The sequence below is a fragment of the Paenibacillus sp. FSL H7-0690 genome, assembly GCF_037980415.1.
GTDB lineage: Bacteria > Bacillota > Bacilli > Paenibacillales > Paenibacillaceae > Paenibacillus_AQ > Paenibacillus_AQ odorifer.
The window spans coordinates 74874-96633 of the sequence record NZ_CP150281.1 but is presented as its reverse complement, the minus strand read 5'-3'; the positions used below and the strand labels follow the sequence as shown (position 1 = coordinate 96633).

At 47.2% G+C, this 21760-nt stretch carries 17 protein-coding genes and 3 rRNA genes; all 20 read right to left on the bottom strand.

Annotated features, from left to right (window positions below; all coding sequences use genetic code 11):
* Positions 1-249: 249 nt before the first annotated feature.
* A 5S ribosomal RNA gene (gene rrf, locus MHI32_RS00440) occupies positions 250-366 on the bottom strand.
* A gap of 128 nt (positions 367-494) precedes the next feature.
* Positions 495-3420 (bottom strand): 23S ribosomal RNA (locus tag MHI32_RS00435).
* Positions 3421-3652: 232 nt separating this feature from the next.
* Positions 3653-5210 (bottom strand): 16S ribosomal RNA (locus tag MHI32_RS00430).
* The 16S, 23S and 5S rRNA genes sit together here, the layout of an rRNA operon.
* A 405-nt stretch (positions 5211-5615) precedes the next feature.
* The gene (lysS, locus tag MHI32_RS00425) at positions 5616-7133 is read right to left on the bottom strand and encodes a lysine--tRNA ligase (protein ID WP_038573979.1); all 1518 of its coding nucleotides are present in this window, start codon (positions 7131-7133) and stop codon (positions 5616-5618) included.
* Positions 7134-7381: 248 nt separating this feature from the next.
* Positions 7382-7861: a transcription elongation factor GreA gene (gene greA, locus MHI32_RS00420; RefSeq protein WP_036678719.1), complete on the bottom strand. Its 480-nt coding sequence runs from the start codon at positions 7859-7861 to the stop codon at positions 7382-7384.
* 201 nt (positions 7862-8062) lie between these two features.
* Positions 8063-9079, bottom strand: coding sequence for a tRNA dihydrouridine synthase DusB (dusB, locus tag MHI32_RS00415; RefSeq protein WP_340011716.1), 1017 nt, complete (start codon positions 9077-9079; stop codon positions 8063-8065).
* Positions 9080-9112: 33 nt separating this feature from the next.
* On the bottom strand, positions 9113-9322 hold the full coding sequence (locus MHI32_RS00410) for a helix-turn-helix transcriptional regulator (RefSeq protein WP_076099929.1): 210 nt from the start codon (positions 9320-9322) through the stop codon (positions 9113-9115).
* Entirely contained in the window at positions 9274-9825 is a 552-nt protein-coding gene (folK, locus tag MHI32_RS00405; RefSeq protein WP_340011715.1) for a 2-amino-4-hydroxy-6-hydroxymethyldihydropteridine diphosphokinase, read from the bottom strand. The genes MHI32_RS00410 and folK overlap by 49 nt, the downstream gene beginning before the upstream one ends.
* An 11-nt stretch (positions 9826-9836) precedes the next feature.
* Complete coding sequence (gene folB, locus MHI32_RS00400; RefSeq protein ID WP_076138480.1) at positions 9837-10199, bottom strand: dihydroneopterin aldolase; 363 nt, start codon at positions 10197-10199, stop codon at positions 9837-9839.
* Between the two features lie 30 nt (positions 10200-10229).
* Positions 10230-11087 (bottom strand): dihydropteroate synthase, encoded by an 858-nt coding sequence (gene folP / locus MHI32_RS00395; RefSeq protein ID WP_340011714.1) that lies wholly within the window; start codon positions 11085-11087, stop codon positions 10230-10232.
* On the bottom strand, positions 11084-11965 hold the full coding sequence (locus tag MHI32_RS00390; protein WP_076130082.1) for an aminotransferase class IV: 882 nt from the start codon (positions 11963-11965) through the stop codon (positions 11084-11086). Before MHI32_RS00390 ends, folP begins: the two co-directional genes overlap by 4 nt.
* The gene (pabA, locus tag MHI32_RS00385; protein ID WP_036678733.1) at positions 11962-12543 is read right to left on the bottom strand and encodes an aminodeoxychorismate/anthranilate synthase component II; all 582 of its coding nucleotides are present in this window, start codon (positions 12541-12543) and stop codon (positions 11962-11964) included. The genes MHI32_RS00390 and pabA overlap by 4 nt, the downstream gene beginning before the upstream one ends.
* Entirely contained in the window at positions 12540-14153 is a 1614-nt protein-coding gene (locus MHI32_RS00380; RefSeq protein ID WP_340011713.1) for an anthranilate synthase component I family protein, read from the bottom strand. Before MHI32_RS00380 ends, pabA begins: the two co-directional genes overlap by 4 nt.
* Positions 14154-14492: 339 nt before the next feature.
* The gene (gene cysK, locus MHI32_RS00375) at positions 14493-15431 is read right to left on the bottom strand and encodes a cysteine synthase A (protein ID WP_036678737.1); all 939 of its coding nucleotides are present in this window, start codon (positions 15429-15431) and stop codon (positions 14493-14495) included.
* Positions 15432-15572: 141 nt separating this feature from the next.
* Positions 15573-16517 (bottom strand): peptidylprolyl isomerase, encoded by a 945-nt coding sequence (locus tag MHI32_RS00370; protein WP_081383501.1) that lies wholly within the window; start codon positions 16515-16517, stop codon positions 15573-15575.
* Between the two features lie 9 nt (positions 16518-16526).
* Entirely contained in the window at positions 16527-17411 is an 885-nt protein-coding gene (gene hslO / locus MHI32_RS00365) for an Hsp33 family molecular chaperone HslO (protein ID WP_036678742.1), read from the bottom strand.
* A 47-nt stretch (positions 17412-17458) separates the two neighbouring features.
* Positions 17459-18226 (bottom strand): type III pantothenate kinase, encoded by a 768-nt coding sequence (locus MHI32_RS00360; RefSeq protein WP_076305370.1) that lies wholly within the window; start codon positions 18224-18226, stop codon positions 17459-17461.
* Positions 18223-19098, bottom strand: a complete 876-nt coding sequence (nadC, locus tag MHI32_RS00355) for a carboxylating nicotinate-nucleotide diphosphorylase (RefSeq protein ID WP_076130079.1) — start codon at positions 19096-19098, stop codon at positions 18223-18225. The genes MHI32_RS00360 and nadC overlap by 4 nt, the downstream gene beginning before the upstream one ends.
* Entirely contained in the window at positions 19088-20704 is a 1617-nt protein-coding gene (nadB, locus tag MHI32_RS00350) for an L-aspartate oxidase (protein ID WP_076130078.1), read from the bottom strand. The genes nadC and nadB overlap by 11 nt, the downstream gene beginning before the upstream one ends.
* A gap of 39 nt (positions 20705-20743) precedes the next feature.
* Positions 20744-21682 (bottom strand): quinolinate synthase NadA, encoded by a 939-nt coding sequence (gene nadA, locus MHI32_RS00345; RefSeq protein WP_036678753.1) that lies wholly within the window; start codon positions 21680-21682, stop codon positions 20744-20746.
* Positions 21683-21760 lie beyond the last annotated feature (78 nt).

Here is a 21760-nt window from a genome sequence, read left to right as displayed (position 1 = left end):
GGCATTTGGACTGTCAAGAACATTACATCATCAGAGTAGGTATTCAAAAAACGGCCGCCGAGTAAGCGAATTATTGGACGTTAGTCCGTGCTGGGCGGACAATTTAGTGTGTAAAAAATTCACAATGCATCTCTGTTCACCTTTTAAGCCACGCTTATCTCCATCTTAGTATCTCAAAATATAGCCTAATGAATTCTTTATTTACATAACAAAAAGACCACTGTCGATTACTCAACAGTGGTCTTGCGTGCTTGGCAACGTCCTACTCTCCCAGGACCCTTCGGTCCAAGTACCATCGGCGCTGGAGGGCTTAACGGTCGTGTTCGGGATGGGTACGCGTGGAACCCCTCCGCTATCGCCACCAAACATGCGTCTGTCAAACAGACGCTGCCGCGTGAAATTCGGTTCATCACCAGAAGTGACAATGAATTTCTAAGCGTATTTCAGGCTTGATGCCTGAAAACTGAATCCGAAACAAATCTGCATTCTACGTATAGGATAAGCCCTCGACCGATTAGTATTGGTCAGCTCCATGCATTGCTGCACTTCCACCTCCAACCTATCTACCTCGTCGTCTTCAAGGGGTCTTACTAATTGGGAAATCTCATCTTGAGGGGGGCTTCACGCTTAGATGCTTTCAGCGCTTATCCCGTCCGTACGTAGCTACCCAGCCATGCTCCTGGCGGAACAACTGGTGCACCAGCGGTACGTCCATCCCGGTCCTCTCGTACTAAGGACAGCTCCTCTCAAATTTCCTGCGCCCACGACAGATAGGGACCGAACTGTCTCACGACGTTCTGAACCCAGCTCGCGTACCGCTTTAATGGGCGAACAGCCCAACCCTTGGGACCTACTTCAGCCCCAGGATGCGATGAGCCGACATCGAGGTGCCAAACCTCCCCGTCGATGTGGACTCTTGGGGGAGATAAGCCTGTTATCCCCAGGGTAGCTTTTATCCGTTGAGCGATGGCCCTTCCATGCGGTACCACCGGATCACTAAGTCCGACTTTCGTCCCTGCTCGACTTGTAGGTCTCGCAGTCAAGCTCCCTTATGCCTTTGCACTCTGCGAATGATTTCCAACCATTCTGAGGGAACCTTGGAACGCCTCCGTTACTCTTTAGGAGGCGACCGCCCCAGTCAAACTGCCCGCCTGACACGGTCCCCGTACCCGATAAGGGCACTAGGTTAGAACCTAGATACGATCAGGGTGGTATCCCAACGGCGCCTCCACCGAAGCTTGCGCTCCGATTTCTACGGCTCCCACCTATCCTGTACAGATCGTACCCAAATTCAATATCAAGCTGCAGTAAAGCTCCATGGGGTCTTTCCGTCTTGTCGCGGGTAACCTGCATCTTCACAGGTATTAAAATTTCACCGGATCTCTCGTTGAGACAGCGCCCAAGTCGTTACGCCATTCGTGCGGGTCAGAATTTACCTGACAAGGAATTTCGCTACCTTAGGACCGTTATAGTTACGGCCGCCGTTTACTGGGGCTTCGGTTCATAGCTTCGGGTTACCCCTAACCACTCCCCTTAACCTTCCAGCACCGGGCAGGCGTCAGCCCGTATACTTCGCCTTGCGGCTTCGCACAGACCTGTGTTTTTGCTAAACAGTCGCTTGGGCCTTTTCACTGCGGCCCCCTCGTGCTATTCACACTACCGGGGCACCCCTTCTCCCGAAGTTACGGGGTCATTTTGCCGAGTTCCTTAACGAGAGTTCTTCCGCGCGCCTTAGAATTCTCTTCTCGCCTACCTGTGTCGGTTTGCGGTACGGGCACCTTCTCCTGGCTAGAGGCTTTTCTTGGCAGTGTGAGATCATGACCTTCGCTACTATAATTTTCGCTCCCCATCACAGCCCAGCCTTAATGATGTGCGGATTTGCCTACACATCAGCCTCACTGCTTAGACGGACATCCATCAGTCCGCGTCACTACCCTCCTGCGTCACCCCATCGCTCATAGCGGATTACGGTGGTACAGTAATTTCAAACTGTTGTCCTTCGACTACGCCTTTCGGCCTCGCCTTAGGTCCCGACTTACCCTGAGCGGACGAGCCTTCCTCAGGAAACCTTGGGCTTTCGGCGGATCAGATTCTCACTGATCTTTTCGTTACTCATACCGGCATTCTCACTTGTGTAGTGTCCAGCGCTCTTTTCAGTACACCTTCAACCCCTACACAACGCTCCCCTACCCCAGATACATAGTATCTAGCCATAGCTTCGGTGGTGTGTTTAGCCCCGTTACATTTTCGGCGCAGAGTCACTCGACCAGTGAGCTATTACGCACTCTTTCAATGGTGGCTGCTTCTAAGCCAACATCCTGGTTGTCTGTGCAACTCCACATCCTTTCCCACTTAACACACACTTGGGGACCTTAGCTGATGGTCTGGGCTGTTTCCCTTTTGACAATGGATCTTAGCACTCACTGTCTGACTCCCGGCAATAAGTATATGGCATTCGGAGTTTGACTGAGCTTGGTAATCCTTGCGGACCCCGCACCCAATCAGTGCTCTACCTCCACTACTCTTATACCGAGGCTAGCCCTAAAGCTATTTCGGGGAGAACCAGCTATCTCCGAGTTCGATTGGAATTTCTCCGCTACCCCCACCTCATCCCCGCACTTTTCAACGTACGTGGGTTCGGGCCTCCAGTGCGTGTTACCGCACCTTCACCCTGGACAGGGGTAGATCACACGGTTTCGGGTCTACGTCCACATACTAATTCGCCCTATTCAGACTCGCTTTCGCTGCGGCTCCACCTTCTCGGCTTAACCTTGCATGTTAAACGTAACTCGCCGGTTCATTCTACAAAAGGCACGCCATCACCCATTAATAGGGCTCTGACTTTTTGTAAGCACACGGTTTCAGGTTCTATTTCACTCCCCTTCCGGGGTGCTTTTCACCTTTCCCTCACGGTACTGTTTCACTATCGGTCGCCAGGTAGTATTTAGCCTTAGCAGATGGTCCTGCTGGATTCATACGGGGTTTCACGTGCCCCGCACTACTCGGGATCCGTCTCGGAGAGAACACAGTTTAGGTTACAGGGCTTTTACCTCTATCGCGGGCCTTTCCAGACCTCTTCACCTACCATATTCCTTTGTAACTCCATGTGAGACGTCCCACAACCCCTAAGAGCAAGCTCTTAGGTTTAGGCTGTTCCGCGTTCGCTCGCCGCTACTGACGGAATCACTATTGTTTTCTCTTCCTCAGGGTACTTAGATGTTTCAGTTCCCCTGGTCTGCCTCTACATTTCCTATGTATTCAGAAATGAGTAACTGCGAATTACCACAGCTGGGTTTCCCCATTCGGACACCCCCGGATCAAAGCTTGCTTACAGCTCCCCGAGGCAGTTTCGTTGTTCGCCACGTCCTTCGTCGGCTCCTGGCGCCTAGGCATCCTCCGTGTGCTCTTATTAGCTTAACCTTGATTCTTCCGAAGAAAAATCTCACTAATAACATTTACTTGTTTGCACAAGTTGCTAAAAGATGTTCTAAAACGCAAATTCGTTTCGGTATCCAGTTTTCAAGGATCAAGTCTTACTTGAGAGCTTAAACTCTCAAAACTGAGCAACGAGTGAGTAACAGGCCTAAACCTGAGTTTTGGAAGCTTAGCTTCCGATTTGAATGTTCTCATTGCAGAGAACGATTCTCCATAGAAAGGAGGTGATCCAGCCGCACCTTCCGATACGGCTACCTTGTTACGACTTCACCCCAATCATCTACCCCACCTTCGGCGGCTGGCTCCCTTGCGGGTTACCCCACCGACTTCGGGTGTTGTAAACTCTCGTGGTGTGACGGGCGGTGTGTACAAGACCCGGGAACGTATTCACCGCGGCATGCTGATCCGCGATTACTAGCAATTCCGACTTCATGCAGGCGAGTTGCAGCCTGCAATCCGAACTGAGACCGGCTTTGATGGGATTGGCTCCACCTCGCGGCTTCGCTTCCCGTTGTACCGGCCATTGTAGTACGTGTGTAGCCCAGGTCATAAGGGGCATGATGATTTGACGTCATCCCCACCTTCCTCCGGTTTGTCACCGGCAGTCACTCTAGAGTGCCCAGCATTACCTGCTGGCAACTAAAGTTAAGGGTTGCGCTCGTTGCGGGACTTAACCCAACATCTCACGACACGAGCTGACGACAACCATGCACCACCTGTCTCCTCTGTCCCGAAGGCCGCCACTATCTCTAGTGGATTCAGAGGGATGTCAAGACCTGGTAAGGTTCTTCGCGTTGCTTCGAATTAAACCACATACTCCACTGCTTGTGCGGGTCCCCGTCAATTCCTTTGAGTTTCAGTCTTGCGACCGTACTCCCCAGGCGGAGTGCTTACTGTGTTAACTTCGGCACCAAGGGTATCGAAACCCCTAACACCTAGCACTCATCGTTTACGGCGTGGACTACCAGGGTATCTAATCCTGTTTGCTCCCCACGCTTTCGCGCCTCAGCGTCAGTTACAGCCCAGAAAGTCGCCTTCGCCACTGGTGTTCCTCCACATATCTACGCATTTCACCGCTACACGTGGAATTCCACTTTCCTCTTCTGTACTCAAGCCACCCAGTTTCCAGTGCGACCTCAGGTTGAGCCCAAGGTTTAAACACCAGACTTAAATAGCCGCCTGCGCGCGCTTTACGCCCAATAATTCCGGACAACGCTTGCCCCCTACGTATTACCGCGGCTGCTGGCACGTAGTTAGCCGGGGCTTTCTTCTCAGGTACCGTCACTCCGGTAGCAGTTACTCTACCGGACGTTCTTCCCTGGCAACAGAGCTTTACGATCCGAAAACCTTCATCACTCACGCGGCGTTGCTCCGTCAGGCTTTCGCCCATTGCGGAAGATTCCCTACTGCTGCCTCCCGTAGGAGTCTGGGCCGTGTCTCAGTCCCAGTGTGGCCGTTCACCCTCTCAGGTCGGCTACGCATCGTCGCCTTGGTGGGCCGTTACCCCACCAACTAGCTAATGCGCCGCAGGCCCATCCCTCAGTGACAGATTGCTCCGTCTTTCATTCTTCTCTCAGGAGAAAAAAGAAATTATCCGGTATTAGCTACCGTTTCCGGTAGTTATCCCAGTCTGAAGGGCAGGTTGCCTACGTGTTACTCACCCGTCCGCCGCTAAGTTGTTTTGAAAGCAAGCTTTCAAAACAACTCCGCTCGACTTGCATGTATTAGGCACGCCGCCAGCGTTCGTCCTGAGCCAGGATCAAACTCTCCAATTAGTATTGAAAAGAGCGATATGCTCATTTTGAAACATCTGACGAGAAAATTAATTCTCTAATTTTGGATTTCACTTACGTGATTTCCTACTCACTCGTTGTTCAGTTTTCAAAGATCAAGTTCTCGTTGGCGCCGTTTAATGTCTCAGCAGCAACTCTTATACTATATCATGTTCGGCTATTTAATGTCAAGCTCTTTTTTTAACTTCTTTTTGAGCTCGGCATGTGTACTTCTTGGCCGGACTTAGAATATATCATGTATGGAGTTGCATTGCAAGAGTTTTTTTGAAACTAATATTAAATCTCTACATTCTATAGGAGCAATGAAGTGAAAGCACCACTTCTAATCAACAGTAGCTGAGAGAACTGCCCTTAGACAGCTCCCTTAAGCCCTGTGTTCTATAGATACTATTCAGTACGGTTACGCATATGTGGAAACAGCAATACATCGCGAATCGATGCAGAATTGGTAAGCAGCATGATCAAACGGTCTACGCCGATTCCCAGTCCGCCAGTAGGCGGCATACCATATTCCAGGGCGCGGATGAAATCATCATCCATCTCATGAGCTTCGTCATTACCTTGCTCTTTCTCCTGGATCTGTGCCTCAAAGCGTTGACGTTGGTCAATCGGATCATTCAATTCACTAAATGCATTAGCGTGCTCACGACCCACAATAAACAGCTCAAAACGATCGGTAAAGCGTGGATCCTCATCGTTTTTCTTCGCAAGTGGTGAAATCTCAACAGGGTGTCCCATTACAAAGGTTGGCTGAATTAGAGTTTCCTCTACAAATTGCTCGAAGAAAGCGTTAAGGATATGACCGAACGTCATATGTTTCTCAACAGGCACACGATGTTCTTTTGCCAAAGCTTGTGCTTCGTCATCTGTCATGTGAACGCTGAAATCAACACCGGTTACTTCTTTAACAGCATCAACCATAGTTACACGACGCCATCCTGGAGACAGATTTACCTCTTTGCCTTGGTAATCCAGCAGTTGTGTACCTAATACCTCTTGGGCAATATGTGCAATCATATTCTCCGTGAGATTCATGATGTCCTTGTAGTCGGCATATGCTTCGTACAACTCAATCATAGTGAACTCTGGATTATGACGAGTCGACATTCCCTCGTTACGGTAGACACGACCGATTTCGTACACTTTTTCCAAACCGCCAACGATAAGGCGTTTCAAGTGAAGCTCGATAGCAATCCGCATATACAGCTGCATTTCAAGTGTGTTGTGGTAAGTAATAAACGGACGCGCAGCTGCTCCACCGGCGATCGTATGAAGTGTAGGTGTTTCAACTTCAAGATAACCAAGTGAATCCAAATAACGACGCATCGATTGAATAATTCTTGAACGGGCAATAAAGGTCTGTTGAACTTCCGGATTAATAATCAAATCAACATAGCGCTGGCGATAACGCAGTTCTACATCTTTAAGACCATGATATTTTTCAGGAAGTGGCAGCAGGGATTTGGACAAGACTTCGAGATTATGCACTTTGATGGAGGTCTCGCCTGTTTTGGTTTTGAATACTGTTCCACGTACGCCGATAATATCTCCCAGATCGAGAACATTAAACGCCGCGTATTGAGTTTCAGGAATGCTGTCTTGACGAACATAAAGCTGAATTCTTCCGCTAAGGTCCTGGATATGCGCAAAGCTGGCTTTACCCATAACGCGTTTTGCCATAATACGCCCAGCAATGCTCACTTCAACAGAAAGCTCGTCCAATTCCTCTTTGGAAAGTCCATCATACTTAGCTACGATATCGCCAGCGTTAGCTGTGCGCTCGTATTTTTTGCCAAAAGGATCAATACCAAGTCCTCTTAGCTCGTCCAGTTTGGCACGGCGGATCTGCAAAAGCTCACTAAGTTCGTTCTCTGCATTGTCCACATTGTTCATTTCCTCGGTCATGCGATTCATCCCCTTATAACTCAGTAATATCATATACACAAGAAGAAACGGCTCCGTCTCCATAGTTAGAGGACAGTCCCGTTCCAGCTCAAAATATAAGCAGTTTGTTTTACCTATCGTTTCTGGATGATTTGAAAAAAGCTTCCCTAAGGAAGCTTTCCCAAACATGTTCCCTTATCTACCTATGTACAGTGAAATGACTAATACATATGGCAGCACATCTATTTACAGACATTAAGGTCTGTATATTACTTCATTCTGATATCGAGAATTTTATATTGAATAACTCCTGCAGGTGTAGAAACATCAACTACCGTACCTATTTTTTTTCCGATAATAGCTTTGCCTACCGGACTTTCGTTGGAAATCTTGTTATTCAGTGGATCAGATTCTGCTGTACCTACGATCGTATACTCCATAGTGTCCCCATATTCCAAATCCTCGACACTTACAGTAACACCAATACTTACTACGTCAGTAACGATCTCGTCGCTATTGATGATACGCGCGTTGCGAAGCATCTTCTCCAAAGTGAGAACGCGTCCTTCGATAAAAGCTTGCTCATTCTTCGCGTCTTCATACTCCGAGTTCTCACTGATATCTCCGTAGCCAATCGCTACCTTAATCCGTTCAGCAACCTCACGGCGTTTTACGGATTTGAGGGTCTCCAGCTCATCTTCCAGACGTTTTAGCCCGTCCGGCGTAAGGATGACTTCTTTATCGCTCATCTCAACCGATTCTCCTGTCGTATACAATTATTGAAAACACCATACTATATGCTAATCTAGAAGGATAAGAACCCTCCCTGCTGCATTGCTCTTACTGTAACGGCGATTTTATACTGTGAAATTATATTGGAACCGCTACAAAATGTCAATGACACCACATATAAAGTCAGATGTGTTCAAATATCAGCAGAAAAAAGGCGATTATACAGCAGAAGAAGACATTTCAATGCCCTTGCTCTCTTCTTCATGCTTTAATTGAACGACAAAATCATTCAATATCCTCACCATTCCATCGCGTTTTGTTTCTGTCATAAGAACATCCTTCACTCTAGCGGCAGCCTTCAAGCCTTTTAAATACCAAGCCATATGCTTACGCATATCACGGACAGCTACAGCTTCTCCCTTAAGAGCTACCAGACGATCCATATGAAGAATAGCAACCTTAATCTTCTCATCCAAACCAGGTTCAGGCATAAGCTCGCCGGTGCTCAAATATTGAATCGTACGATACAGCATCCAAGGATTACCTAGTGCTCCACGCCCGATCATTACGCCATCGCAGCCAGTCTGATCCAACATAGCCCGAGCATCTTCAGGTGTATTAACATCCCCGTTGCCGATAACGGGAATGGAAACTGCTTCTTTTGCCATCTTGATGTAGTTCCAGTCCGCATGGCCTGTGTAAAGCTGCTCCCGGGTACGACCGTGTACGCTGACAGCCTTACCCCCGGCACGTTCAACCGCACGCGCATTATCTTCGACAAAAATATGCTCGCTATCCCAGCCAATCCGCATTTTCACGGTTACCGGTTTATCGACAACATCGACAACCGCAGAGACCATTTCATAGATTTTGTCGGGATTCAAAAGCCAGCGGGCTCCCGCATCACATTTAGTCACTTTTGGCACTGGGCATCCCATATTGATATCGATAATATCAGCATTGGTTTCTTTATCAACGACTTTAGCTGCTTGCACCAGTGATGCTCTATCCCCGCCAAAAATCTGCAAACTAAGCGGTTTCTCCCGTTCATCTACAAACAACATTTCGCGAGTACGTGTATTTCCGTGAATAATGGCCTTATCGCTTACCATTTCCGCACAGACCAGACCTGTACCAAATTCCTTAGCGATCAGACGAAAAGCCGGATTGCACACGCCAGCCATAGGTGCCAGAACAACCTGATTTTTCATCTCAATATCGCCAATCTTCAGCATTCGTATCACTTCCTGCCTTTTAATTCTTGGAAATTATGAGTTGGGATCCACAAGCTCTTCTGTTGTAACCCCTAGAACATTCGCAATTTTATCTAAAATTTGATCTTCTAATCGTCTGTTACCCCTCTCGACTGCACCAAGCACAGCCAAGGAAATTCCGGCAAGATCCGCAAGATCCTGTTGAGTATACCCTTTTAGCTTACGGAATGCCCTGACCCTCCGTCCCAAACGCTTGTTGTCCACAACCGAATTCCTTCCTTCCCGTCTAAGTCTTGAAGCGCTGCTGTAATCAGCTTGCGAAGTCCGGAAGATTGTTCATTCTGTGGAACGATGTCACTGAGCGGAAACAATACAAAAGCACGCTCTAACATGCGTGGATGCGGTAACGTTAAATGTGGTGTATCGAGCACCTGACCCTCAACCCACAACAAATCCAAATCTACCGTTCTCGGTCCATAGCGGATATCCCGGATACGACCCAACTGCGTTTCAATCCCCAACATCACTTCCAGCAAGGACTCGGGCGCAAGTGTCGTTCGCAAAGCTGCTGCCATATTGAGAAACTGCGGCTGATCTAAATAACCTACTGGCTCTGTCTCGTAAACTTTGGAGCAGCGGACCACCGATATTTCATCATGAGCGTCCAGTCTGTTCAAAGCCTCTGACAGTGTGCCCTCGCGGTCACCCAAATTAGCCCCTAAAGCAATATAAGCCTCTGATTCTTCAGAGGTGGAATGTATATTCATGGACCTTGTTCTCACTTTCTAGTTCTGCGCAGCTCTACAGTCACTCCCTGAAAATGAATGTCGAAAGGCGGATGAGGTTTAGTTACCTTAACCGTTACTGCATTGATAACAGTATAAGTGTCCAGTACGGAGGATGCAATATATTCTGCCAAAGCTTCAATCAACTTAAAAGACTTTATTTCGACAATATTTTTGACTAATTCATGAACTTCAGCATAATTCACAGTTTGATTCAAATCATCATTCAAGCCCGCACCCTGCAAATCAAGCTCAAGCTCTAAATCAATGTAAAAACGTTGTCCCAGCTTACGCTCTTCCTCAAATACACCGTGGTATCCGTAATATTCCATGCGATGCATTGTCATTTTATCCATGATTAATCCGCCCTTTTTCGTAAAATATAGCTATTCACGCACCACTGGAGGTGCAGCATACAACATCGCATCACACATCTTAACCGTTCGTTTAATTAGAGATACATCATGTACACGTACGATCTGGCAACCCTGAGCAATACCAAAAGCTACTGTAGCTGCGGTGCCTTCCACAACATCATCAGACGGCAAATCAAGTACCGTGCGGATGAATTTTTTGCGGGATGTCGCCAGTAACAACGGATAGCCTAACTCAGTCAACCCGTCTAAAAGCATCATTGCCTGCAGGTTTTCATTATAATCCTTAGCAAAGCCGATACCTGGATCCAATATGATATTGGCCGGCTTAACACCTGCGGCTAACGCAAGATCAATACTTTCCTTAAGATCAGCCGACATATCCGCACTCAGATTCGTATAACTACGGTCCTGCCGGTTATGCATCAAAATAATAGGACAGTCAGCAGCAGCGGCCACTGCCGCCATTTCCGGATCTTCCTTACAACCCCATATGTCATTAATGATATGAGCACCCGCAGCTAAAGCTTGGCGGGCTACCTCAGCTTTATAGGTATCGATGGATAACGGAAGATGAGGTGCCGCCTTATGAATACTCTCGATCACAGGCAATACACGGGCTAACTCCTCTTCAAGTCCCACCGGTTGATGACCAGGACGAGTAGATTCACCGCCGATATCAATAATATCCGCACCCTCTGCAGCCATACGCAGCGCATGCTCAACGGCTTTGTCCGGATGATCCCAAAGTCCTCCATCTGAAAAAGAATCAGGGGTAACATTAAGGATGCCCATAATCAATGTTCGATTTCCTAACTCCAAGTCTGTATTTCCACAACGGTATGTCCGCTTAAAGAGGACTGGTCTCATTTCGCAATCGCCGTCCTATCTCTATATAATGAAATCAAGCCAGCAGTAATTGTTCCACACTGGCCAGTACCTATAGTAAATCTTGCATCTCCGTGCCACACCCCGGTAACAGGAACAATTTCTTGTACGGAATTGGTAAGAAACACTTCATCAGCAGCTTTCAACTGCTCCCAGTGATATGTTCCTTCTTCAACACTAAGGCCTGCACTAAGAGCCAGCTCCAGCACCATTTCCCGGGTAATTCCCGGAAGAATGCCTGTGGTGAGATCTGGGGTATAGAGCCTGTTGTTTTTAATAAAAAAGATGTTGCTGACAATGCCCTCCGCAATAAATTCTTCTGCCGTCAGCATTAGTCCTTCAGCACCATTTGCCGCAGAAGCATACCCTCTAAGCTCACGCTTAGCCAGAATGTTATTCATATAATGCAGCGACTTGAATCGCACTGTTCCCTCAGGAGTATTACGCCGCAAGGACAACAGCTGCAGCTCTTTGCCTTCACTGTTAAGCTTATCTGGTACTTTCGGCAGCGCTTTGATGTACAACAAATGATTGGGCTTTTGATAATCACCAGCAGGTAATCCGAGAATATCCTCACCGGCTGTTACGGTATAGCGTATATAAGCTTCTTTTAATTCATTTTTGTCCATGACGCGCTTAATCCAGTCAAGTAGATGTGCCGCTTCTGCCTCAAATGGAATGCCCAGTTCCTTGCACCCCTCTGCCATACGCTTCAAATGACGCTCCAGCAAAAAGGGAACTCCCCCATAGGTCCGAAAGGTTTCGAACAAGCCAATGCCGTACAAAAAGCCGTGATCCAAGGCAGAAACCACGGCTTCTCGGGCGTCAATGACACCATTGTTAAATCCTATATATTTCATGCCGTTTCTCCGGCTCTCCGTTTCAAGAAATTACGCAGCATCGTATGACCATGATCCGTAATAATAGATTCCGGGTGGAACTGCACACCTTCAATAGGATATTCTTTATGGCGCAATGCCATAATCTCCCCCTCTTCAGTCTCAGCCGTAATCTCCAAGCAATCTGGGAGACTCTCCCGCTCTACAATCAGTGAATGATATCGGGTAGCTGTAAATGGAGACTCCAGACCTTCAAAAACTGAGGTCCCGTTATGGTAAATAGGCGATGTCTTCCCATGCATCAAACGCTCAGCACGGATGACATTGCCACCAAATGCTTGTCCAATCGCTTGATGTCCAAGGCATACGCCGAAGATCGGAATGATCCCCTTGAAATGATGCAACAATTCCAGACTAATTCCCGCTTCATTTGGTGTACATGGGCCTGGTGAAATCAGAATATGGTCAGGTGCCAGTTTTTCAATCTCTTCGATGGTAATTTCATCATTGCGGTGCACTTTAACCTCTTCCCCAAGCTCACCTAAATACTGTACGAGGTTATACGTAAAGGAATCATAATTATCGATGACCAAGATCACAGTGCTACTCCCCCTTCGGCTCCGCTGGTAGCTGGCAATTCCTGCTGCAGTTCACTACAGAGTACTGCCTTCACTACCGCTTTGGCTTTATTATGGCATTCACGGTATTCACGGTAGGGATCAGAATCGATCACTATGCCGGCACCTGTCTGAATATATCCGACCCCGTCTTTTACAGCCAGCGTTCTTATAATAATATTTAATTCCATATTCCCGTTATAGTCAATAAAACCCATCGAACCTGTATAGGGTCCACGTCGAACCGGCTCCAGTTCTTCGATAATCTCCATTGTCCTTACCTTGGGAGCCCCTGTGATGGTTCCCCCCGGGAATAAAGCTGCAATAACCGCATAAGCGTCTTTATCCGGCGCAATCTGGCCCTCTACCTGCGAAACGAGATGCATCACATGAGAGTAGCGCTCCACCGTCATCAGCTCCGGCACGCTGACGGAACCGTATGCAGCGACACGTCCGATGTCGTTGCGTTCCAGATCGACAAGCATGATATGCTCGGCGATCTCTTTTTCGCTCCCGCGAAGCTCCGCCTCCATGGCGGCATCCTCCGCGGGAGTGAGTCCCCGGCGCCGGGTACCGGCGATGGGCCGGGCGCTCACTTTGTCACCGAGCAGCTTGACGAGCAGCTCCGGTGAAGCGCTAGACAGCGCGAAGCCGGGCGACCGCAAGAGCCCCATGTACGGGGACGGGTTGAGCTTGCGCAGCCACTCGTAAACATCCTCCGGCGAGGACTTCAGCTGCGCCTCCTGGCGCAGCGAGAGGTTCACTTGGAAGACATCGCCTTGGCGGATGTATTCCTGAACGTCCACCACTGCCTGCTGAAACTTTTCAGGCGAGAAAGCCGAGGCCATGCCCGGCCACTCTCCTGATGAAACTGTAAGGGCCTCAATGCTGCCCACGGCCTCATCATCCAATCCTGCAGCTGAAGATATCAGCTGCCACTGCTCTACCATTTGTCCAGCCTGTTCTATACTGCCAAGATAGAGATTTTGCAGATCCTCCAGCCCACAGTCTGCTGGAACTGGAACGTGGACAGCACAATACAGCACATGCTCTTCGTGATCATAAATCCATATCTCGTCAAACCTCATAAAAAGATAATCAGGAAAACCAGGATCATCTTGGGCAAGAGACGGCAATCGTTCCAAAGAACGAACCACATCATAACCAAGGAATCCAATACATCCACCAGAGAAAGGAGGAACATCTTCATCCTTTAACTTAGGCGACGTAAAATCCGACATCCATTGCTGCAGTAGCTCCAGCGGTTGTCCATGCAGTGTTGTTGCCTCAGGTGTCCTCTCCTCGTCCACTGATGCTGATTCCAAAGATTCAGTAGGGAAGCTAAATACTTCCGCGTTATCCTCCTTGCCTTTCAATATCGAAACAGGATTTAAGCCCAAGTACGTATAACGGCCACCCTTACCACTTTCTAAAACTACAGAATACTGGGAAGCTAACTCCCAGGCTTGCTCCCAGGACGCGGGTAATTCGTTGGTGCACCGGGGGGATTTTATAATCAAGGGAAACATGCTCCAGTCTTCAGCAGCCCATTGTTCCCACTCGTTCCAGGTTGTTATGATTTCCAAAGCCATCCTCCTAAAAGTTTTATGAAGCCATTACTTCGTAGACATCACTTCGCAATAAAACTCGCTTCGTAAGCATTTGCTTAGTTTTGTCCAATCGTCAGTAGTATATTGCCTGTCAGTATACTGTACTTAAGGCATGATTGAAAAGCCCTCAGCGATAGGAAATTATTATGATTTTTTCGTTTTCTGCAAAAACCAGAGCTTTTTTCAACAATAATAAAATTACCACGTCTAGCCTGCCATATATGCAAAGTACCAAATGCCTTTTAAATCAACGAAAAGAGTCTCCATCACCACCAAAAAAGTGGTATGAAGACTCTTATAGATTTACGTTATTGCAAACAATTACGCTTCGAAATTGTAAAGTGGTGTGCTCAGGTAACGTTCGCCGTTACTTGGGATAATGACTACTACTTTTTTGCCAGGGCCTAAATCTTTAGCTACTTTAAGAGCGGCAAATACAGCAGCACCTGAAGAAATACCAGACAAGACGCCTTCTTCTTTAGCTACACGACGTGCAGTTTCGAAAGCTTCATCATTCTCAACGTGGATGATTTCATCATAGATATCTTGGTTCAGAATCTCAGGGATGAAGTTAGCTCCGATACCCTGGATTTTGTGAGGACCTGGTTTGCCTCCAGCCAAGATTGGGGAAGCAGCAGGTTCTACAGCATAGATCTTAATATCAGGATATTGGCTTTTCAGCACTTCACCCGCACCAGTGATCGTTCCGCCTGTTCCGATACCTGCAATAAAAGCATCCAAAGGACCGCCGATGGATTCAATAGCGTCAATAATTTCAGGTCCAGTAGTCTCACGGTGAATCTTCACGTTCGCTTTATTCTTGAATTGCTCGGATGGGAAATAGCTTGGGTTTTCTTTCAGAATTTCGTCTGCTTTCTTAACCGCACCATTCATACCTTCCGATCCTGGGGTCAGCACCAATTCCGCTCCATATGCGCGAAGGAGATTACGGCGCTCCAAGCTCATTGTTTCCGGCATTACGATAACTGCTTTATAACCTTTAGCAGCAGCTACAAGTGCCAGGCCGATACCAGTGTTACCACTAGTAGCTTCTACAATCGTACCTCCCGGTTTCAGTAGACCTTCACGCTCAGCTTCTTCCACGATGCTGATTGCAATCCGGTCTTTTACGCTTGATCCCGGGTTCTGATATTCCAATTTCAAATAAATATCTGCGGAGCCTTCCTGTGCCAGACGATTCAAACGAACGAGCGGAGTACCTCCGATCAATTCTGTTACGTTGTTAACGACTTTAGCCATGAGCAAAAACCTCCTTAGAATGATAAATGCGATATAAGAACGTAAATTATGACTTTATGCTTCTGTGTATGGAGTTTAAATTGTTGACCACCATCAGTTATTTCCGACTAAAACGGTAGGGTTTACGTTAATATCATATTATCAATCTTGCAGGCTGTTGTCAATATTTATTGATACCTCATATTTATTGCGTAAATCGCTTTCCACCTGCTGCAAGGGAGGGGCTTGCTCCAAAGCCAGCTCTTGACGTACAAGCGCCCGAATTTCTTTCTGATCCGGCATTTCTGGAGAGTGAATACTCTCCAAGCGGATAATGGCGAAGTCTTCCCCTGTCTCGATTGGACCGGCTATATCACCCACATCCAATCCAGCGGCAGTCTTTAACATTCCCTCTGGCCAAAAAGGGTCATCTTCCTCTACTTTGCCTAAGCTGCCTCCGTGCTGCCGACTCTCATCATCAATAGACACTTCCCTAGCCAAATCAGCGAAATCCTCACCCTGTTCCAAGCGATCCATTACCTGCTGGCCTTTCTCATAGGATGAGACCTTGATCATAGAAAGCTGCATTTCCTTTTTTGGAATGAAGCGCTCGGCATTTTGCTCTAAATAAGCATCTATATCGGCATCACTGATTGTAATGCCCACCGTGGCTATCGCTTGTAAGGACAGACGATAAGCTGTCTCTGCGAACACTTCCTGACGAGATAATCCGAGCTGAGATTGCATTTGAGCATAATATTGCGCTTCTGATTCGTACCCAACTATAGTGCGTGCCAGTTCCTGCTTAACCTCATCGTCTGTCACGGTAATTCCTAATGCCTTAGCTTCCATGTTCACGACAATATGGTTAAGCATACTGATTAACACTTCTTCTCCATGCTTTTTTTTGAGCTCATCCATCCACTGCTGATCCGTTATCGGTTGTCCGCCTGCAGTCGCTACATCCGGTGATTCATTGTCTGTTGTATCTCCTTTAAGAAGGGCCATGGCGCGCAAACTCCAGAATAATAGACCCCCGAGCATTAAAGTTGCTACAGCTAGAATAATAACCGTATTGCGAAGTGCACGTTCCTGTCTCGTCATCATCCCAATACCCTACGAATTCGCTTGTTCTAAAATGACCTGTAAATCGTCCTTATTGAAAACATAAGCCTCATTGCAAAAATGGCATACGACTTCAGCCTGTTCATCTTCTGCAATTAATCTCTCCAGTTCATCCCGTCCTAAGCTAACCAATGTCTGCTCTACCCGCTCACGCGAACACTGACAAGCAAAGTTAATATCCAGTTCATCCATAACCACTGCATCCGGCAACAGGTAGCGCAGCATTTCTTCTGGCTCCAGCCCCTGATCGAGAAGCGCTGTTACAGAAGGCATCGCCCCTACAGCTTTTTCAATCTCTGTGATCTCCGCATCAGTCAGACCAGGAAGAAGCTGAACAATAAATCCTCCAGCGACAATTACTGACTCATCGGTATCTACCAGTACACCTAGGCCGACCGCAGCTGGAGTTTGCTCAGAAACCGCAAAATAATAGGTGAAATCATCGCCAAGCTCCCCGGAGATAATAGGAATACTACCTCTGTACGGCTCTTTCATACCTAAATCTTTTATAACATCAATGAACCCTTCAGTTCCCACCGCTCCAGCTACATCCAGCTTCCCCATGCTATTGCTCGGTAAATGAATGTGAGGATTATGCACATAACCACGCACTTCTCCCAATGCATTGGATTCTGCAACGATTTGTCCGATCGGTCCATTCCCTTTAACCATAATACTCAGCTTCTCACTACCCTTGAGCATAGCGCCCATCATGGCTGCAGCGGTAACTGTACGTCCCATTGCGGCTGTAGCCGTTGGATACGTATCGTGTCTGCGTCTCAGTTCTTCAACCAATTCAGTTGTGCGGACAGCAAACGCTCTCACTTTACCATTAAGAGCCGTGCCGCGGATTAGTCGATCCTTCTTTTTTTCCATTGGGTGCATAGCCCTCCTATCTCTTCGCCTTTTAGGCTTCTTTATCTTTATTGGTTACGATCGTAAATAATTCTTAATCCTTCTAGCGTTAACATAGGATTTACTTCATCGATACAGTCCGTTTCACCCGCAATTAGCGAGGCAAGGCCTCCGGTCGAAATAACCTTCAGTTCGGGAGCGTTCATCTCGACTTTAATTCGTTTAACAATGCCCTCAACCTGACCCGCATAGCCAAAAATAATCCCGGCCTGCATCGCGTGCACCGTATTACGCCCGATGACCTTTTTAGGCTTCTCCAATTCAATTCGCGGCAGCTTAGATGCCCGCTGGTATAATGCCTCCGTTGAAATGCCTAGGCCGGGGACAATCGCGCCACCAAGATAATTAGCACCTGCATCAATGCAATCAAAAGTCGTAGCCGTACCAAAATCAACAACGACAAGTGGACATTTGTATTGTTCAATCGCAGCAACTGCATTAACAATCCGGTCTGCGCCAATTTCACGCGGATTCTCATAACGTAAGTTAAGCCCCGTCTTAATCCCTGGTCCAACAATCAATGGGTCTTTCCCTATATATTTAATACACATATCCTCAATAGTCTTAACTAGTGGCGGAACAACCGAAGATATAATTACACCTTCAACGTCTTTGACAGATATACCTGACATGTGAAAAAGATTGTGTATCATTACTCCATATTCATCCACGGTCGATTGACGCGCAGTACTTAGCCGAAAATGATGCAGCAAATCGCGTTTTCTATATACACCGAGAACAATATTGGTATTACCGATATCGACAGCAAGCATCATGACAAAGGCCCTTCCTTCTTGGCATTAAGGTCTAGACTGATATCCAGACTGGAGAAGGAGTACGTAAGGCGCCCGACAGAAATCACATCCACACCCGTTTCAGCAATCCCGCGTAAGGTTTCTAACGATACATTGCCAGAAGCCTCTGTCTTAACATGCGGAGCTTTCGATTTAATCCTAGCCACGGCTTGCTTCATCATATCGTTAGACATGTTATCGAGCATTATAATATCAGTACCTGCTGCCAGCGCCTCTTCGACTTGCTCTAAATTCTCGGTCTCCACTTCGATGCTCATCGTATGCGGGATGTTCTTCCGGGCACGACCTACAGCCTGCCGAATACCACCCGCGCCTTTGATATGATTATCCTTGATCATAACTGCATCATATAAGCCAAAACGGTGATTATAGCCTCCACCAATACGAACAGCATATTTCTCTAGCATCCGGTGACCTGGTGTAGTCTTACGTGTGTCCACTAGACGAGTCGGTAATCCCTCCAGCACCTGCACGAAAGAAGCTGTACGTGATGCCACACCCGAAAGACGCTGCATCAAGTTAAGCGCAAGCCGCTCACCTGTTAGAATCGCATGTGTGCTGCCCTCAACCTCAATAATTACAGTCCCTTTGGTTACAGCTTGACCTTCCTCGACAAGGGCTGTAAAACTAAGCGTCGGATCCACAATTTCAAAAACCAACTCTGCAATTGGGATGCCACAAATTATCCCGTCTTCCTTGGCATGAATAATCCCTTTGGACTCATGGCCCACTGGAATCGTCATCTGCGTGGTTACATCTCCGGAACCAACATCTTCCCGCAACCAAGCCTTGATAGATTGTACTAGCTCTTCATTGTAACCATTAAACATCATCGCTTAATTCCTCCACTATTCCCAGTTCGCGAATTTGAAGCAGGTGCTTACGCCACTGATCATCATCCCGCTGCGGATAATCCTCACGGTAATGCGCCCCACGGCTCTCTTCCCGTGCCAGAGCAGACTCTGTCACAAGCAAACAGCAGGTCAGCATATTAGCAAATTCATATTCCTCACGTTTGGACAAAGCTGATCCAAAGATTGGCAGCTGTCGTTTTAATTCATCTAGTCCTTTAAGTAACATCTCTTCGTTACGACGTAGTCCGGCATATCGAACCATTACCTTCTGTAGCTTCAAACGACGTTCCACAATAGCTTGAGTTGGCGAATCTACACGTCCCTCGTTACTGTTAACCGATAAAACATCACGGTCCAGCGGGGAAAGCTCATGAATCCGATCAATAATACGCTGTCCGAATACAATGGCCTCAGATAATGAATTACTAGCTAAACGGTTAGCGCCATGCAGGCCTGTGGAGGAAACCTCTCCGCAAGCAAACAGACGTGGGATAGTGCTCTCTCCATTCAGATCGGTCTTAATCCCCCCCATCATATAATGCGCAGCGGGAGCCACTGGAATCCAATCACTTGTAATATCCAGTCCATAGCCCATACATGTCTCATATATTGTGGGAAACCGATGCTTCACCATCTCTGGAGATTCATGTGTAATATCCAAATAAACGAACGTTGATTTAGTATGTTCCATTTCACTTACAATAGCTCGTGCTACAATATCCCGCGGAGCCAGCTCAAGCAGGTCATGATAACGTTCCATGAACCGTTCTCCATTAATATTGCGCAAGACTGCTCCTTCCCCACGCACAGCTTCGGAGATTAAAAATCTAGGAGCTCCCGGGTAACTAAGTGCTGTAGGATGAAATTGAATAAATTCCATATCTCGTATATGAGCCCCAGCGCGATAGGCGATCGCTACTCCATCTCCTGTAGCTACTTCTGGGTTGGTAGTGTATCGATATAATTGTCCTGCTCCACCAGAGCACAGAATGGTCGCATCCCCTTGCAGGAACAACCTTCCACCACCGGGCCGTTGCAATAATGCGCCTACACATTCTCCACCTTCAGTGATGAGATCGATAACATAATGATCATCCCAGACCTCAATATTCTCATGTTCGGCTACCTGTTCCGCCAATGCACGAACAATCTCATAACCTGTAGCATCCCCATTAGCATGTAAAATACGGCGATGGCTGTGCGCACCTTCCTGAGTCAAAGCCAGTACCCCATCTTCCTTATCAAACAGAGTTCCTAAGCGAATTAACTCATGAACGCCTTCCGGCCCTTCATTAACAAGTGCATCGACAGCTGTTGAGGAGCAAAGACCTGCTCCGGCCATTAAGGTATCCTGCCGGTGGTAAGCAGGGGAATCATCCTCAGCTATAACAGCTGCGATCCCCCCCTGTGCATAGCGAGTATTACTTTCCATTACTGATTTCTTTGTGATCATTATGACACGCCGATCTTCACTGGCTTTAATAGCTGTGAATAACCCGGCAATCCCTGAACCAATAACAATACAATCTGTCTTTACCGTAGGAATATCCCGAAGATCAAAATCAACCAAATATTGTGGAATCATGACCGCTTTTCACCTGTTTCAACGAAAGAGTAGCGCATGCTACCGGACTTGTAGCATGCGCTCTAGGGATGTTCTGGCTTTGTCGGCGACAGCAGGCGGTACATAGATTTGTGGCTTCATCGTCTCCAGGCATTTCACCAGTTTTTTTAGATTATTAACTTTCATATTAGGACAAACAAGAAATTTGGTAGCAAAATGGAATTCTTTATCTGGACTATCCTTACGAAGCTGATATCCGGTACCATCTTCCGTTCCAACGATAAATTGCTTACGATCCGATTTCCGGCAATACTCCAGAATTGATGTAGTGCTGCCTACATAGTCACCCATGGCGACTACTTCAGGACGACACTCTGGATGAACTACAAATTCCGCATCTGGATATTTTGCTCTCATTTCTACTACATCTTTGACGGTCAACATGTCGTGAGTGTTGCAATAGCCTTCCCAAATAATCAGCTTCTTGCCCGTCTGATCTTGTACATATTGACCAAGATTCTTATCTGGGACCCAAATAATCTCTTCGGCGTCAAGGGATTCGATTACTTTCACAGCATTAGCAGAGGTACAACAAATATCGGTTTCTGCTTTAATCTCGGCGGACGAGTTGATATAAGTGACTACTTTAGCATTTGGATGTTGAGCTTTTAGCTTACGCAAACCGTCTACATTGACCATATCTGCCATTGGACAGCCTGCACGTTCATCAGGAATAAGGACGGTTTTGTTCGGGGCTAGAATTTTTGCACTTTCCCCCATGAAATGAACACCGCAGAATACAATAACTTCTGCATCTGTCTCTGCAGCCTTCTGAGCGAGTAAAAAAGAGTCGCCCCGGAAATCGGCAACCTCCTGAATTTCATCACGTTGATAATAATGAGCTAAAATGATTGCGTTTCGTTCCTTTTTAAGCTGTTCAAGACGTATACGAAGTTCTCGATTCTGTTCCTGCTTGCGCTCAAGCGCCAGAGCTTCCACCGATTGTTCTCCCCCTTAAATCCTCGCGGCTTTTCGCCGACATGATGTTATCAAATGGCATGCGCCATCATGGTGAAA

Coding starts and splice junctions, on each gene's coding strand:
- lysS (WP_038573979.1), bottom strand. CDS start 7,133: ATGACCGAGGAAATGAACAATGTGGACAATGCAGAGAACGAACTTAGT.
- greA (WP_036678719.1), bottom strand. CDS start 7,861: ATGAGCGATAAAGAAGTCATCCTTACGCCGGACGGGCTAAAACGTCTG.
- dusB (WP_340011716.1), bottom strand. CDS start 9,079: ATGCTGAAGATTGGCGATATTGAGATGAAAAATCAGGTTGTTCTGGCA.
- folK (WP_340011715.1), bottom strand. CDS start 9,825: ATGAATATACATTCCACCTCTGAAGAATCAGAGGCTTATATTGCTTTA.
- folB (WP_076138480.1), bottom strand. CDS start 10,199: ATGGATAAAATGACAATGCATCGCATGGAATATTACGGATACCACGGT.
- folP (WP_340011714.1), bottom strand. CDS start 11,087: ATGAGACCAGTCCTCTTTAAGCGGACATACCGTTGTGGAAATACAGAC.
- MHI32_RS00390 (WP_076130082.1), bottom strand. CDS start 11,965: ATGAAATATATAGGATTTAACAATGGTGTCATTGACGCCCGAGAAGCC.
- MHI32_RS00380 (WP_340011713.1), bottom strand. CDS start 14,153: ATGGCTTTGGAAATCATAACAACCTGGAACGAGTGGGAACAATGGGCT.
- cysK (WP_036678737.1), bottom strand. CDS start 15,431: ATGGCTAAAGTCGTTAACAACGTAACAGAATTGATCGGAGGTACTCCG.
- MHI32_RS00370 (WP_081383501.1), bottom strand. CDS start 16,517: ATGATGACGAGACAGGAACGTGCACTTCGCAATACGGTTATTATTCTA.
- hslO (WP_036678742.1), bottom strand. CDS start 17,411: ATGGAAAAAAAGAAGGATCGACTAATCCGCGGCACGGCTCTTAATGGT.
- MHI32_RS00360 (WP_076305370.1), bottom strand. CDS start 18,226: ATGATGCTTGCTGTCGATATCGGTAATACCAATATTGTTCTCGGTGTA.
- nadC (WP_076130079.1), bottom strand. CDS start 19,098: ATGATGTTTAATGGTTACAATGAAGAGCTAGTACAATCTATCAAGGCT.
- nadB (WP_076130078.1), bottom strand. CDS start 20,704: ATGATTCCACAATATTTGGTTGATTTTGATCTTCGGGATATTCCTACG.